Below are 15,424 nucleotides of genomic sequence, written 5' to 3' on the forward strand. Positions count from 1 at the left end.
GACCGCCCACATCACCCCAGTTCAGAGGGAGAAACGAGAGGATGCCGTTGCGTCCCGCCCGGCGGTCCGGGGACAGGTCTTCAGCCGGTCACGCCCGACTCAATGGTCCGCTGCCGGCCCTCCTCCGCTACGCCCGCGGACTTCACCGTCGACCACCGACCGCCCTTCACCGGCTCCCGGGGCAGCCGGGCATCACCGGGTCCCGTCGTGGCTTCCAGCCGGGAGTACGACGGGGCCGGCCACACCGGGCCGTGCTGATCACCGGCTTGGCCCTGATGGGCGGCCCCGTTACCTGGTGGGCCGTGCCGGCCTGAACCGTCGGCAATCCCGCCGCGCCTCCACGGCAGTTGAGGTGATCCGCCCTGCACACGCCGTGCGACCGCACCGAGGTCCCCGCTGCCGCCGGCCGGGCAGGAATCAGGTGCTGGCCTTTGCCGAAGCCCAGCTGTGCGCTGACGGTACGCCGCTCGCCCCGGCAGCGCGGACACGCTGGCTCGACGCGCAACTGCTGCTTGTACCAAGTGGGTTCGAGCCTGTTTCGGCACGATACCGGTCTGCCGCAGGGTGAGTAGCCATGTGCCCCGTGGAGAGTGGCCGAGTCCGGCATAGTAGTGACGGATCCCTGGCGCTCACCGGGGTTGTGGTGGAGGTGAGCGAGGATCTCTGCCCGCGTCAGCGGGGGTGACAAGCACGGGCTTCCGTATCGGGCGGAGGACCTGTCACGCCTGCTGTAAGGGGATTTCCATGTCCCGGAGAAGAAGTTGACGGTGCAGCCGGTCACCGACGAATTGGAGCTGTACTGCTGGGTGGAAGAAAGAGTCCGGAAGCGCGAGCTGCGTTCCTCACCCTGAACCTGGAAGAGGGTGGTCCTCACAGCGTGCCATGACGACTCGCCCGATGGCCGGGAGAGTGGAGGCGAAGGCTTTCCATCGCATCGTGGCGGTCGTGGGAGTTCCGTTGCTGAGTATGCAAGCGGCCAACGAACTGCTGCTGGAGGTTGCTCCCCTCGCCCAGCGTGTTCTCGACGGCGCGGACATCATCTGGGACGGCCACAACATGGTCGGCCAGCTGACGACCGAGGATGCCGTCCGGGCAGATGCCGAGCTCGGGGCATGCTGCTCCGAGTCATGCTTCGGGCCCGAGGACCTGCTGTCGGTCTGGGACGTCTACGAGATGGGTGACACCTGGACGGCCGAGGAAGCCGGGGTCACCGCCAGCACTACGGACCAGGAGCTGGCAGAAATCAGAGTCCGGCTGCTGGAGAGGTGGCGAGCTGAGTAGGCGAGCCGAACCCTGTTCTCCACGGGTTGTGGGGGTATCTGGAGAACCTACGCGACGAGTTGTCCGGGTTGTCCCAGGAGTGAGGCCGTCCTCGCGGTGCCTCTGGGCAGCAGCCCTGGGGTACCGGCGACTCGCAGCCTACCTATTCCGGCCGGGCTGCCGACCGCTGCGCGGAGCGGCGTCTCCGGGGCCCGGGAGCGGCGCCACGCCGGCCGGGCGTCGCCGCTCCCCGTGGGCCCGACCAGGGCCGGGGGTGCGGTCGCGGCACCGGGCGGGAGGGCCCGTGGGTGCCGGGGGTTGTCGGGTTCTGCTCCGGGCGCGGGGGCCGGGTTCTACGGTGCAGCGGTGGGTATCGAGATGCCGCCGGTCGGCGGGGACGCGGGGCGTGGGGCGGAGTTGTCCGGGGTAGTGCCGGCGGAGGTGGACGAGGTCCTGGCCGGTGCGCTGGCGGCGCAGGGTGATGCGGGCGTGCGGGCGTTGGGGCTGCTGCTCGATGCGCGGCGCGCGTTGACGGGGGCGGGGTTCGCGCGGCCGGCGGAGGTGGCCGCGGCGTGTGTGCGGTCCGCGCGGACGCGCTGCTCGGTCTGCCCGGGGCCCCGCGGTCGGTGGGCCTGCAGGCCGCGGCGCAGGACCTGGTGGCGGCGCTGGACGCCGTCGGGACGCCGCCTGCCGCGGGTTTCCGGCTCGATCGGGGAGACGGCCGAGGGGGCCGCCGTCCAGCAGACGCCGTCCGGCGGTGCCGTTGCCGCCGGTGACGGCTCCGGTGATCCCCTGGGCGTGCCGGGCGGGGCGGGGGCGCGGTGGGAGCGGGTGATGTGGGCGGCGGAGGTGGTGCGCGGCGAGCTGGAGCGCCCGGGCGGCTACCACCGGGGGCCGGGCCCGCGGCGTCATCGAGCGGCTGACGGGCGTGACGCTGGGCGCGGCCCAGGAGCAGGCGCTGGACGTGTGGGGAGTCGTCTACGGCTGGCGTCGGGCATCCTGCACGGCCGTAGCGCCGGCCCCGACGATGCCCGCCTCCTGTACACCGAACTCCTGCACGCGGCCCGGGAACTGCTGGTGCCGCTGGCCGAGCGCGCGGCCCGGGTCCTTGAGCTCACCGCGCTGAAGGACCCGGGCGCGGCTGAGGCTGCCGAGCTCGCCCGCTGGGCGGACCCGCGCGCCGAGGCGTACTTCTTCCGTTCCGGCCCGGCACCGGTGTGGTGGGGCGTCCTGGCCGAGCACGCCCCGCACCTGCTGCTGCCGGACGGGTCGGCCGGCGGGCGGTGGCCGGCCGCCCCGTTCCTCGACGACGTCGCCGGCACCGACCCGGACGGCGTCCGGGCGTGGCTGACGGCACCGGACGGCCAGGACCCGGCGCTCAGCCGGGCGCAGCAGGTGGCGGCGGCCGGCCGCCCGGCTCTGGATGCGCTGCTGGGCCTCGCGCTGCGCCACGGCGACGTCGTCGGCGCCGCCCTGGTGCGCGCCGTCCTGGCCGACACCGCGGGGTTGCGCGACGGCGGGGGCCCGGCGGCGGGGGCGACGCTGTGCCTGGCGGCCCGCTGGGCCCGTACGGTCCCGCGGGCGGAACGGACACGGGATTGGATCATCGCGGCCGAGGGGCTGCTGGCCGGTGCGGTCGAGGACGAGCACGCCGGCCACCTGAGCCTGCACGCTGTCGCCGAGCGGGTGGCCGCCGCCGAGGAGGCGGCCGAGGATCTGGCGGCGGCCGGGGATCCGGCCGCCGCCCAAGCGGCGATGGCGGCCGCGCTGGCGGCCGAGGAGGAGATGCGGGAGCGGGTCGCCGAGCAGACGGCTGCACGGCTGCCCGGCCACGACGCCGCGGAACTGCTGCGCGAGGTCGCGCTGACGGCCTACCCGTCCGGCCCCAGCGGCCCCGCGCACGGGGACGTCGCGATGATCCGGGCGGTGCTGGCCGGCCTGCTCGCCCGCGACGTCGCGCTGCTGCCCGCCGCCGCCCGGCCGCTGGTGTTCCGCGGCGACCTCGACGGGGTGCACGCGGGCGACACGGCCGCGTACGGCGGCCCCCGGCTGGCGCGCACCGTCCTGGACCTGGCTGAGGCCGACGCGGACGCCGGCATCGCCCTGGGGGTGCGCACGCGCGCGTTGCGCCGGGTGGCCGCCGTCGACGCCCCGCTGCACGACCGCCTGATGGCCGCTCACCTCGCCGCCCGGCCGCCCGCACCTGCGCCCGCCGGGCAGACCCCGGTGCCCGCCGAGGTGGTGAACGAGTGGTGGGAGCGGGCCATCGAGCTCACGGAGCGTCTGGTGGCCGCACGGCCCGCCCCGGAGCCGGCCCGCCTCGTCGACCTCGTGTTCAGCACAAGCCCGCCGAAGCGCGCCGGGGAGTTGGAGACGCGGGTGCGCACCGCGCTCGGCTGGCCTCCTGCGCCCGCCGAGCTGGAGCAGGTCCTTCCCGCCGGTGCCGGCCAGGTGGACGGCACCAAGGAGCCGCTCGCCTCGTGGTTGCGGGTGTGGGACTGGTCGCCGCTGCTGCCCGCGCGTGTGCTGGCCGGCTGGGAGCCGGTGCTGGAGCGGGTGCGCCCGTTGAAGCCTGCCGGCCCTGCGGATCCGCGCACCGTCCCCGCGCCGGTGCCGGTCACGGCGACCACCGCCCTGACCGCCGAAGATCTGGCCGAGGCGGCCGAAGCCCGCGGGCCGGCGGCGGCCGCCGCCGCGCTGGCCGCGGCACCGGACGCAGGCGACGACGGCTACGCGATGGTCCTGCACCACCTCGTCGCCGACGCCCCGGCCGCCTGGACTGCCGACGTGCCCGCGATCCTGAACGCCCTCAAGACACCGGAGCTCGGCGCGTTCTACCTCGCCGCGGCCGCCGGCCACGCCGACCGCCCCGGCGCCTTCCCCGGCAAGACGCTCACCGGCGCCGTCACCGCGGCGCTCGACCTGCGCCGCGCCCTCGACGCCCCGGCTGCCACAGCCGCCCAGAAGACGGCCGCGGACCGGGGCACCGGGCTGGACTTCGCCGACCAGGCCCTGGCCGACCTGCTGACCGCCATGTGGCGCACCGACGCCGTCCTGGACCCGGGCCAGGAGAAGGACGTCCTGGCCCACCTGCACGCCCTGACCGCCGAGCTCACCGATCCCGCCGCCGACGCAGAGGAGGCCGGAGACGGTCCCGTTCCCGCCGGCGGCTCCGCCGGCGCCGTCGGTCCGGCCCCGGGGGCTCCCGCGGACCGCTCCCCCGCGGCCGGGAGTCCCGGGGGTCCGGTACTGCTGGGGTCGGACCCGCGGGTCCGGGCGCTGGGGTGCCTGCTCGAGTACGCCCTCCACCAGGCGCGCGCCCGTGGACAGATGCCGGCCGAGGTGCTCCAGGCGGTGGCCGGTGCGATCCCCGCGGCCGCCGCCCAGGACGCGGTGGCCGACGCGATCGGCGTACGGCTGCCCGCCCTGCACGACTACGCCCCGGACTTCACCGCCGTCCACCGCACCGCCCTGTACCGGATCCCCGCGCAGGGGCCCTCGCCGGCCGGGTCGTGGCTGCGCTGGGGACCGCCCAGCCCGCCGCTGCTCGCGGCCCTGGACCGCGCCGACCTGATCGGCGCGCTGCGCGGCGCCGGCGGACTGGCGCGCGACGCCGCGGGCCACACCGCGGCCGCGCTGCTGACCGATCCATCCCTCCTGGGCGAACCCGCCGCCTGGTGGACGCAGTTGGTCGACGCCGACGGTGACGAGGAATCGGCGGCCGCGGTCTCAGTCCTGCTGGAGGCGATCGCCCTCCGTGTGCCGCGGACCGGCGCCGCGCGCCCGCTCCCGCCGGCCGAGCAGGCGCGGACGCGGGCTGCTGTGGACCTGTGGCGTGCCGCGCTGGCCGCCGGCCTGCCCGCCGGCGCGCTGGCCGGGACGGGCGCGTTCGCCGAGACGGCCGTCGACGAGCCGGTGTGGCTGGAGCTGACGCGTACCAGCGCCGAGCACTCCCCGGCCCTGAGCCACGCCGACCTCGTCGCCGAACGCGCCGCCGCCCACCCCGGCAGCCAGGACGCCCTGCTGCTCGCCGAACTGCTGGTCACCCACGCACCCGGGACGTGGACCGACACCGCCGTACGCGGGCACGCCCGTACCCTGCTGGACGCGACGACCGCTCTGCCCGCTCCCGAACGCCCCCCGGCGTGGCAGGGGTTGAGGAGGGCGCTGGTCAACGCCGGCGACGTCGCCGCCGCCCGCCATCAGTAGCCGTCCCGCCCGGACACCGAGGAGAGGGAGAGAAGGGAGCCGGCATGCTGGGGCGCCGCGTCCACGTCACCGGGCCGGCCCGGCTCAAGCTCGGGGCCGAGCTGAAGAAGGCGTACACCGCGGGGGCCTCGGTCCGTACCCTCGCGCACAGTTGCGGGCGCAGTTACGGATTCGTCCACCGCCTGCTCACCGAGGCCGGCACCACCCTGCGCACCCGCGGCGGGGACACCCGCCGCCACGCCGCACGCTGACGGCAGGACGACAAGACGGCAGGACGGCAAGGGACGGCCGCGGACCGGCCGGTTCTCGCCCACGCTGCGCCCGGTGGCCTCTACGGTGCACCGGTGAGCACCATGATGCCGCCGCCCGGCGGCGAACTGCCCGACATACAGCTGCCGGTGGTCGACGAGGTCCTGGCCGCCGCCCTGATGGCGCAGGGCGCTGCCGGCGTGCGGGCGCTGGGTCTGCTGCGGGACGCCCGCCGGGTCCTGGCCGGTACCGGGCTGGAGCGGCCGGCGGAGGTCGCGGAGTCGTGCCTGCGCGGTGCGGCGGACGCCCTGCTGAGCCTGCCGGGCGCCCCGGACGCGGTGGGCCTGAAGTCCGCGGCGAAGGACCTGCTCGCCGCAGTGGACACTCTTCCCGGCCCGTCCGCCGCCGCGCCGCCGCAGGCCGCGCTCGGCCGGGTACGCCGGGCGGCCGGGGTGCTGCGCGGGCAGCTGACGCGCCCGGGGGGCTTCCACCGGGCGAGGGCGGCGGGGATCGCCGAGCGGCTGATGGGCGTGGCGCTCGGCGCCTACCACGAGCAGGCTCTTGTCGGGTGGGGCGAGGTGTACGGGAGGACGTCGGGCACGCTGCACGGCGGCGAGGCCGATCGGGCCGGCGCGGCTTCTGTCTACCGGGAGGTGCTGCTGCTGGCGCGGGAGTTGCTGGTGCCGCTGCACGGCCGCGCCGCCCGCGTCCTGGAGTTGGCCGCCCTGAGGGAGCCGGGCGGGGCGGAGGCGCGAGAGCTGGCCGGCTGGGCGGACCCGCGCGCCACCGCGTTCTTCTTCGGCTCCGCCCCGGCCGCGGCCTGGCTGGGGGCCCTTGAGGAGCACGCGCCGCACCTGCTGCTCACCGACGAGAGGGCCGGTACCTGGCCGGCGGCCCCGTTCCTGGAGCACCTGGCCGCCACCGCCCCCAAGGCCGCCGGGCTGTGGCTGGCCGACCACGCCGCCGAGCTCGCCCCGGCCGGGCCCCGCGTTCTCGGCGCGCTGCTGCGCCTGGCCGACGCCGGCGCCCTCCGCCCGGCCGGGGTGCGCGGGCTGCTCCCGCACGTGCTGTCTTCGGGCCGGGCGGAGGGGCCGGCCGAGCACGCGGACGTGCCGCGCCGGCTCGTGGCCGGCTGGGCGGGCACCCTCCCGGTGCCCGCACGGGACGGGGACTGGGTCCTGGTCGCCGAGGAGCTGCTGAAGGACGCCGTCGACCTCGGGCACGCCGGCTGGCGGGCCTGGCGGGACGAGCGCTGGCGCGCGCACGCCGAGCGCCGTCCGCTGCCCGAGCTGACCGACGTCCTGGAGCGCCAGTGGGCGGCCCGCCTGCCCGAGCACGACATCACGGGCCTGCTGCGGGAGCTGGTGGTGAGCGTCCACCCCGACGCCGGCGACGGTGGCGGCTCGTTCCGGTGGGCCCGGGCGGTCCGCGGCGCGCTGGCGGGCCTGCTGTGCCGCGACATCGAAGCGTCCGGCCGGCGGCCCTGGTCGGAGTTCGTCGACCTGGACGAGGTCCGCGTCCTGGACGCCACGCTCTTTTTGGGCCCGGTCCTGGACATGGGCCCGCTGCTGGCCCGCGCGGTTCTCGACCTCGCCGCGGCGGACGCCGCGGCCGGCCTGCCGCTGGCCGACCGTCTGCGGGCGTGGCCGAGGATCGCGGCTGCGGACACAGGAGTGCACGACCGGGTGCTCGCCGCCCACCTGGCCGCCCACCCGCCGCACCCCGGCGCCGGGGACGAAGAGGCGGGGCAGTGGTGGGACCTGGCGGTCGAGGCCACGGTCCGGCTGCTGGCCGGCCACCCGACGCCGGAAGGCGCCCGCCTGGTCGACCTCGTGCTCACCACCTGCCCGCCCGAGCGCACCGCCGACCTTCACCGGCGGGCCCGTCAGGCGCTCTGCGCGCCCGCGGCCGCCGAGGTGGAGCGCGTACGGCCCGCCGGCGCCGAGCGGGCCGGGGCCTGGTCACCGGTCCTGCCCGCGCCCCTGCTGGCCGGCCTCGACCCGTCGCACCGGGCCCGGCCGGACGGGCCGCCCGACCCGCGCAGTGCCGCCCGCCCCCTCTCGCGTCATCGCACCGCCCTCGAACTGGAGGACCTGCGGGAACTGGCCGCCGCGGGCGGCACGCTCGCGGCCGCGGCCGCCCTGGCCGGCGCCCCGGACGCGGGCGCCGCCGGCTACGCGATCGTGCTGCAGCGCCTGGTGGCCGCCGATCCGGCCGCCTGGACCGCCGACGTCCCCGCCCTGCTCACCGCCCTCGTCCTGCCGGAGCTCGGCGCGTTCTACCTCGCCGCCGCCGCGACCGCCGTCCGCCGTCCCGGGGCCTTCCCCGCCGGCCCGGCCGAAGCCGTGCTCGCCGCTCTCACGCTCAGCCGAACCCTGCCCGCCCCCGCCGACCCGCACATCCCCGACGCGGGCGAGCACGCCGGCCGGGCGTGGTCCGGCCTGCTGGCCTTCGTGTGGCGCACCGGGGACGGCCTCGGCGGTCACCTCCCGGCCGCCCTGGACCGGCTGCATGCCCTCGTCGAGCCGCTCACCCGGCCCGCCGCCCCGCCCCCGGCCCCGTCGGTGTCTGCCGGCGGCCCGGCAACGCCCGCCGCCGGCCGCACGGCCGGAGAGGAACAGCAACTGCCCGCAGGCCTGCCGGAGTCCCACCCGGCGGTGCGTGCGCTGGACTGCCTCCTGGACTACGCCGCCGCCCAGGCACCCCGGGACGGCCAGATGCCCGGCGACGTCCTGGACCTGGTCGCCGCCGTCCTTCAGGCCCGCGGCGGCGACGAGCCGGTCGCCGGCGTGCTCGGCAAGCACCTGCCTCTCCTCCACCGCCGCGCCACCGCCTTCACCGCCGCCCACCCCGACCTGTATGCGCTCGTCCCCGGCCGGCCCTCCCCGGCCGCCGCGTGGCTGCACGCCCGCCGCGGCCCCGGCCTCGATCCGCTGCTGCTCGCTGCCCTGGGCCGCCGCCAGCTCCTGGCCGCCCTGCGCGGAGAACCCGCCGGGACGCTCGCCTTCCGCGTGGTGCACGCGCTCCTGACCGGCCATGACAGCCTGCTCGGCGACCCCACGGCCGCCTGGCGGGAGTTGGCCACCGGTCCGGACGGCGCCGAGGCCGCCTCCGGCTTCCTCGGGTACCTCGCCCTGTTCACCTCCCTGCGCCCGCTCGACCGGACCTCGGTGGACACCGAGCAGATCTGGTGGACCGCCGCTCTGGAGGCCGGCCTGCCGCCCGGGGCGCTCGCGGGCGCCGGCGACTTCGCCGCGTCGCTGCCGGACGAGGTCTGGCTGCCCCTGGCCCGGCGCAGCGCCGCCCACACCCCGGCCCAGACGGACGCCGGCCGAATCGCCGAACGCGCCGCCGCGCACCCCCGTGAGCCCGACGCCCTCCTCCTGGCCGTGCACCTGCTCACCCGCCCCGCCCCGGATGGCGCGCAGGACAGCGACGTCCGCCATCACGCCCGCGCCCTGCTGCAGGCCGCCGAGGCATTGCCGGCGCCCGACCGCCCGGCCGAGGCCGCGCAGCTGCGCCGTGCCCTGGTCGAAGCCGGCGAGGTGGACCTCGCTCACGCTCCGGCAACGACGAACTGACCGGCCGGGCCCGCCCGCCGGCCGTCCTCCGGTCTCCGCTCGCCCGGCCACGGTGTGCCTGGCCGGTGCCGAAGGACCACGTGTTGGAGTTGCCGGTGTCGCTGCCCGTCCGCGCCGCACGCGTCCTGCAACTGGCCGGCTGGGTGAAGGCGCTGAGCGAGCACACCGAGCACCTGCTGCTCGCCGACGAGGTGACCGGCATGTGGTCGACCGCCCCGTGCCCTCGAGCACCTGGCCGCCGCCCCGGACACCGCCCGCCCGGGCCGGCCGCCCGCGCCCGGACAAGCAGTCGCCGGGGGTCTGGACACGCTGCGCCTGGCGCTGGCCGGCGCCCTGCCCCGCCGGTGTTGTCCGCCCGCTGTTCCCGTACGTCCGTGACGATCCGGCCCGGGGGTGCCGCGCCGGTCTCGCCGAGGACCTGCCGGCCACCGGGTCCTGCTCGCCCTCAACCGCCCGCCGCCCGCCCGTCGGCCCGTGTCCACAGGCCGCTGGCCAGAGGCTGCACCGCATGACGATCTCTTCGAATGCTTCCGTTGTCACCGCGCCGGAGAGCGGCCCGGTGGCGCACCGTGCCGCTTGGCTCTGCCCCGGCTGCTACTCCAACGTGCCTGCCGACCGTGTGCCCAAGGACTCGTGCGTGGGCCGCTGCGCGTTGGTACACGAGGACAGCGACGCCTGCCGCAACTGCCGGGAGTGGCTGTGCGTCGGGTGCGGCAAGCATCCCGTGGACGGTGTGCTGACGCTCTGCCCGATGTGCTGCGACGACTGAGCCGGTGAACGGTTCGACGTGGCCGGCGGACGGGCTCCGGGAGCGCCTGGCCGTGCTGCGGGGGTGGGCGCGAGGGGTGAGACCGGCCCGTGGTGCCCCGGCAGCCGTGCCGGAGCAGGAGACGACGCCCGCCTCCGCGCCCGGTCCGGCGCCTTCCGCTGCTGCGTCCCCTGCCGGTGACGGACCTGGTGGGCGGCGTGGTACCGGGAGCCCGGGAGCGCCGCCGGCACCGGTATCGCGCGGCGCCCGGATCGTGCCGGTGCCGGTGGTGCCGCGCGCCCGGTGGGAGGCCCGCCGTACTCCGCCGCTCCTGTACGCGCGGATGTCCCATAGCCAGCGGGCCGCCTACCGCGACCGTCACCCGCAGTGCCGGCTGTGCCGGTGCCGCCCGACGGCCGCCGTCGACCACGACGCGGTCACGGGGCACGTGCGCGGCGCGGTGTGCCGCAGCTGCAACAGCTGGCTGGGGTCGATGGAGGCGGCGCTGCGCGTCCCCGCGCGCGCCATGCAGCAGCAGGCGGCCTCCCTGCACTGGAGGTTCGAGGCCGACGGCACGGACGCGCTGGCCCACTACGCGGGCGAGTTGTCGTATCTGGGGCTGACCGTCAAGGAGTTCGCCGGCGGACTGCTCGCGGTGCGCCGGCTGCTGGCGGTGCCGTGTGTGTACTGGACCGACCAGGCCGCAGGGCCTGCCCGTGAGACCGGGTGGACGAAGACCGGGCCCCTGGCGGACGCCGAGGAGGCCGAGCGGCACCATCGCCGTCTGCGAAGCGCTTGCGGAGTCGCCGTTGTCGTCACCGCGTTCGAGCCGGACGACGGCGTGAACAGCCCTTCTCCCCGCGGTCTGGTCAAGTCCTTCACCGGCAGCCCCCAGCACCACTACGGCAGCCGGCGCACCGGCCTGGACCGCAGCGGCCCGCCCGGCGGCGGCCAGCAGGGGCCGGGCGGGCCCGGGCAGCCAGGCCGGGAATGACCGACGAGCCCGTGTGCCCGCCCGCTCCCGCGCTCTGTCGCCGAACCTCGGCCGTACCGCGACCGGTCCCCGGCGCCCGGTCGCGGTACGAAGCAGCTGCGCCCGGCGCTGGTCGAGGGGACCGCCCGGGGGCGCTCGACCGGCTGACTGGTCCGGGCCCCGGGGCCGGCCGGGTCGGGAATGATCGGGGGATGAGCGATGACCACCTCTCTGCCGAGCCGGCTCCCGCCCCGGCGCCGCGCCCCGATGCCCGTTCCGATGGCCGGGACGAGCTGCGCGCCCTGGCGGCGCCGCGGCGGCTCTTCGTGGACGAGCCCGTGTTCACCGCCGAGGGGCTGCCGGGGACGTTCCGGCTGCAGTTGTTCACCGCGCCCGGGGTACGCCCGGTCGCGGTGGCGACCCAGATCGCCGGCGAGGAGGGGATGGGGCTGATGAACGGAGTCGAGCGGTACGCGGGCGCGGTGTGGGAGCGGCACTGCCCCGGGCACGAGGTCCCGCCGGTGTGGGTGGAGCGGCAGCTGTGGCCGGAAGGATCACGGCAGGAGGCCCCTTTCCGGCGGGTGGCGTTCGCCGGCGCCGACGGCTACCGGCCCAACGGCCCGCACTGGACGGCGATCACGCACGAGGAACTGCAGGACCTGGTCGGCACGGAGGTGGCCGTCGGCCGCGGCGACGGCTACGTGCCGCGCCCCGCCGCGCCCGAGCCCCGGCTGGTGTTCGAGGAGTTCGCGGTGGCCCGGCTCGGGCGGCCGGAGCCGTTCCGCGAGCCCGGCTGCATGCCGGCCGGGGTGCGGTGGTGGCGGCGCTGGACGCGGCAGGTCCTGCCGGACCGCGGAGCCCGGACGTGCTGTTGGTACCACGGCGGCGACTGGCACAGGGTCAGCGCGATGGCGCTCGACGTCCTCCGACGGGCCCGGACGCAGAGGGTGGAGGCCGACGACATGGAGAAGTTCGCCGTGGCCCACGCGGCCGCGGCCGGAGCCACCGGCTGGGAGACACGGGCGCTCGCCACCCTGTTCAGCATCGCGGACGCGATCCAGCCCGACAGCGAGACCGGCTACATCAACGGCCAGCACCGGTCCCAGGCCCTGCTGGAGGCGGGGGTGCGCCGCACCGTCGTCCTGCGCCACGTCCACGCGGCGTAGCCGAGCTCGGCGGGCGGTGTGCACGACCCCGTACCGTCGACGGCCAGCCCGCCCACACCCTGCCGGCCCCGCGGCGCCGAGCCCCGCTCCGCTCCGCCCGCGCGATGGCCGGCGCAGCCGCCGGAACCGCGCGGCCGCTCCTCACCGCCGCCGCGATGGCGGGGCCCGGGGCCGCCCGTTGACCGAGCCGCCCCGCTGCGCCCTGTGAGCTCGTGAGCCGGGTGCGCTGTTCCAGCCTGCTGGCGCTGCGCTCTGCTGCATCCTGCTGAGTCAGTGAACTAGCAGGTCACGCTGTATGAGCACGCTGATATAGCGCGCTATGGCAGCACGCTTGTGTGTCATGAAATCCAAGCGCGGTGTTCTTACGTGCTGATCGTGTGTGCTTCACGGATGGCAACTTCCGTGCGGTGGCGGGTGAGAGGCCGATCGCCTGAACTGGGTGTTCTGTGGCCGGCAGGGCTGGGACCGTGATGGCTACGAGGGAGATTCGGGCGGTGCCGGCAGGGGTCGGCTTCTGCGGGGCGGTCAGGACGCGGAGTTCGGCCGGTGGTTCGTGCGGGGGCTCGGCGTCGCGGGGTCGGGGCCGTCCCGCGAACTCGGTCGGGGCGGGGGCTGACCGCATGGCGGAAGCCTTCGGCGGCCGGCGCGGTTCCCCGGCCCGCGCGCCCTGCGAGGTGCTGGAGCGGGTGGCGGTCCAGCACGCGGCGCCCACCGGGGGAGCAGCGTGCCGCCGGGCACCGCGAGGAAGACTCCGGCCGGCTGAACCGACGCCGCTTCGAGCCCGACCGCCCCGGGTGTCCGGTTTCAGCGGAGGTGGCGAACCACCTGCTGAATCCGGCGAGCCGCAGTTCGGGGCGCCCAAAGACGTAGTTGGGGGTCGGGATGACTGGGCAGAATGAGGCACACCCCAACTCGGCTACGGAGGCGAAGGATGTGACGAGACGCTTGGTGCACATGCGGTTGCGGTGGGGAAGGCGTTACGTGGAGGCTGAACTGTGGCGGCGCTCGGACGCACGGCAGCGGAAGGCAGCAGCGGTCGCCGTCGACAGCCGCACGGCGGTGCTGGCCTCCCTTCTGACCCAGGGGCTCGGCACGCGAGTGATGGTGTCGGAGACACCTTGGGGAACCGGGCTGTATCTCCTGGACCATGAGGGCCGGCCGCTCCGGAACTGGGGGGACGCGCCGGACCACACCAAGCCAGCCACCCACGCTGTGCGGGTGGCGATCGTCCCAGGCGATCCAGACGAACCGGTGGACGTCTACCTCGACCCGGTCGCGGACACAGAGGTCGAGTACGCAGGGAATGAAGCCCACCCAGTGGAGGATGCGGCCGGGCGGTTGATCCGTCACTACCGCCCCGCCTTTCCCCGCGCGGAGGCCGCCGGGCGGTAGGCCGATGGCCTCCGCACCGCTGGGCTCGCCAGATTCGGCAGGCGATTCGCCGCCTTTACTGAGACTGAACACCGGGCCGGCCGGTAACGCTGCGCCCCGGCCCGGCCGGTGGCCTCCGGGGCGGCCTGCGAGGGTTCCGGCCGCCCGGGGCCCGGGCCGCCCGGCCGCTATGCCTCCCGCGGCGTGTCCTGCTCGATCCCGAGAGCGCGGGCGACCTCGTCGAACACGTCGGGGTCGACGGGCCTGGGGGTGTCGAACGGCCAGTCCAGATCGACGATGACGGGCCTGTAGGAGTCCATCTGGCCAGCGGACAGGTCGACCGGGAGGGCCCGGGGCCCGTTCGCTTCGGCGAGGAGCCGGGCGAAGTCCCCTGCACTGGTACGGGTTTTGCCCGTGCCTCCGGGCTTGATGTGCTTCTCGGCCAGGAGCCGGCGCGAGAGGTCCTCCAGGTGCGGGATCCGGGCGGCGGCGGTGGGCGGGGCGGTCAGGGCGCGGGCCTGGTCGGCGGTCATGCCGGTGGCGGCGACGAGGGCCCGGACGGTGTGGTCGTCCAGGCCCTCGGCGAGGTCGTCCAGGCGGCCGGTGGCCGAGGTGCCGGGCTGAAGGCCCAGGAGTTCCATCGCGCGGTGCTGCTGGACTCCGGCGGCTGCGGCGACGCGTTTCACGTAGGCGTCGAGCCGCTCGGCGGGCCGGGGGAGAGGAGCGGCGGGGATCCGGGCCGGGAGGCCCTGCTGCTGCTCGGCGCGGGCGGCAACCTCGCGCCGGGCCTGTTCCAGGGTGATGCCGGGGTGGGTGCGCTTGTACGCGCGTACGGCGCGGTCCTGCTGGCGGTTGTTGCGGTGGGTCATGGTCTCTCGCGTCCTTCGTCGGCCGGGTGCCCCACACGCGTCGGCCGTCCGGGAGGGAGGGCATGACGAGTTGCTCGCGCGAGTCTCAGACGTCTTGGTCCCCTGGCGACGGTGTGGGCGTCGAGGTGGTGGTGGACCGGGCGCGGCGCGGTTGCCCTTGGTGCACGGCCATCGTAGTGGCCCCGCCCCGGCACGAGTACGGGGCCCGGCCGGGGCGGGGCGCTCACGCGTCGACCCAGTCCTCCCACCGGGGGCGGCTGAGGCGGACGCTGAACGTGTACGTGGCATCACCGGCGCGGTCGAGGCTGGCGGCGTGCTGGTGGGTGGTGAGGAATTCGCAGACGGTCAGGCTGGCGTGCGTGCTGTCGTCGACGGGGTGGTCGAGGGAGTGCAGCGGTTCGCCTTCGTAGGGCGGCCACTGGTAGGCGCCGAGTACCTCGGCGCGGGTCCATGCCCAGCTGGTGGCGGCGGTCGGGGTCGCGGCGCGGACGCGTATCACGTCGGCGCTGTCGGGGACGAGCGCGCGCAGCGTGTCGACGGCGGGGGTGCGGCGGGGCTGGTCGGGGCTGGCGTACGGGCCCATGCGGGGTGGCTCCTTGGGGGTGTTGGCGCGATCAGCGCCGGGCCGGGCGTCTGCTGGGGGAGGAGGCGGTCTTGTGCGGTGCGAGAGACGTGCCGTACGGCGGCTCCGGCGGTCCCCCGGCGCGGTGGTGCGGGCCGGGGCGGTCAGACCGTGGTGAGCTGGGCGAAGGGCGTGAAGTCCACGATGACGACGCGCTCGCCGGGCTCGACGGGGATCTCCGCGCGATCGCGCGTGGCGAAGTCGCGGTGGCCGACCGGGAAGCTGTGGATCACCCGGCGCAGGCGGCTGCACTGGAACCGAGCCGTGTCGGAGGCGAGGGTGATCGTGCCCCAGCGGCCGTCGGGGCAGGTGATCCGGCGGAAGTCGGGCCGGGGTTCAGCACGGGGTCTCCTGGCGGTCCGCGGGCGGGGGCTGA

At 76.2% G+C, this 15,424-nt stretch carries 11 protein-coding genes; 8 read left to right on the forward strand and 3 right to left on the reverse strand.

Going from position 1 to position 15,424, the window contains the following annotated elements:
• Positions 1 to 957: 957 nt before the first annotated feature.
• The 8 genes from PSQ21_RS37620 (at position 958) to PSQ21_RS37655 (ending at position 13,578) form a co-directional block, all read left to right on the forward strand.
• Positions 958 to 1,281, forward strand: coding sequence for a hypothetical protein (locus PSQ21_RS37620; RefSeq protein ID WP_274036750.1), 324 nt, complete (start codon positions 958 to 960; stop codon positions 1,279 to 1,281).
• 945 nt (positions 1,282 to 2,226) lie between these two features.
• The gene (locus tag PSQ21_RS37625; protein WP_274036751.1) at positions 2,227 to 5,469 is read left to right on the forward strand and encodes a hypothetical protein; all 3,243 of its coding nucleotides are present in this window, start codon (positions 2,227 to 2,229) and stop codon (positions 5,467 to 5,469) included.
• Positions 5,470 to 5,513: 44 nt separating this feature from the next.
• Positions 5,514 to 5,720: a helix-turn-helix domain-containing protein gene (locus PSQ21_RS37630; RefSeq protein ID WP_274036752.1), complete on the forward strand. Its 207-nt coding sequence runs from the start codon at positions 5,514 to 5,516 to the stop codon at positions 5,718 to 5,720.
• 102 nt (positions 5,721 to 5,822) lie between these two features.
• Positions 5,823 to 9,299 carry a hypothetical protein gene (locus PSQ21_RS37635; protein ID WP_274036773.1) on the forward strand — a complete coding sequence of 1,159 codons (3,477 nt, stop codon included), beginning with the start codon at positions 5,823 to 5,825 and terminating at the stop codon, positions 9,297 to 9,299.
• A 508-nt stretch (positions 9,300 to 9,807) separates the two neighbouring features.
• Positions 9,808 to 10,068 carry a hypothetical protein gene (locus tag PSQ21_RS37640; protein WP_274036753.1) on the forward strand — a complete coding sequence of 87 codons (261 nt, stop codon included), beginning with the start codon at positions 9,808 to 9,810 and terminating at the stop codon, positions 10,066 to 10,068.
• A 322-nt stretch (positions 10,069 to 10,390) separates the two neighbouring features.
• Positions 10,391 to 11,041, forward strand: coding sequence for an endonuclease domain-containing protein (locus PSQ21_RS37645; protein WP_274036754.1), 651 nt, complete (start codon positions 10,391 to 10,393; stop codon positions 11,039 to 11,041).
• A gap of 191 nt (positions 11,042 to 11,232) precedes the next feature.
• Positions 11,233 to 12,186 carry a hypothetical protein gene (locus tag PSQ21_RS37650; protein ID WP_274036755.1) on the forward strand — a complete coding sequence of 318 codons (954 nt, stop codon included), beginning with the start codon at positions 11,233 to 11,235 and terminating at the stop codon, positions 12,184 to 12,186.
• A 981-nt stretch (positions 12,187 to 13,167) separates the two neighbouring features.
• A complete protein-coding gene (locus tag PSQ21_RS37655; protein ID WP_274036756.1) occupies positions 13,168 to 13,578 on the forward strand; it encodes a hypothetical protein in 411 nt (136 codons plus the stop codon).
• A gap of 167 nt (positions 13,579 to 13,745) precedes the next feature.
• Here PSQ21_RS37655 and PSQ21_RS37660 read toward each other — a convergent pair whose 3' ends face one another.
• The 3 genes from PSQ21_RS37660 to PSQ21_RS37670 all read right to left on the reverse strand — a co-directional run bounded on the left by PSQ21_RS37660 (position 13,746) and on the right by PSQ21_RS37670 (position 15,281).
• Positions 13,746 to 14,426: a hypothetical protein gene (locus PSQ21_RS37660; RefSeq protein ID WP_274036757.1), complete on the reverse strand. Its 681-nt coding sequence runs from the start codon at positions 14,424 to 14,426 to the stop codon at positions 13,746 to 13,748.
• 223 nt (positions 14,427 to 14,649) lie between these two features.
• Entirely contained in the window at positions 14,650 to 15,009 is a 360-nt protein-coding gene (locus PSQ21_RS37665; RefSeq protein WP_274036758.1) for a hypothetical protein, read from the reverse strand.
• A 143-nt stretch (positions 15,010 to 15,152) separates the two neighbouring features.
• Positions 15,153 to 15,281, reverse strand: a complete 129-nt coding sequence (locus PSQ21_RS37670; RefSeq protein ID WP_274036759.1) for a hypothetical protein — start codon at positions 15,279 to 15,281, stop codon at positions 15,153 to 15,155.
• Positions 15,282 to 15,424: the final 143 nt, after the last annotated feature.

The organism is Streptomyces sp. MMBL 11-1 (genome assembly GCF_028622875.1).
Taxonomy (GTDB): domain Bacteria; phylum Actinomycetota; class Actinomycetes; order Streptomycetales; family Streptomycetaceae; genus Streptomyces.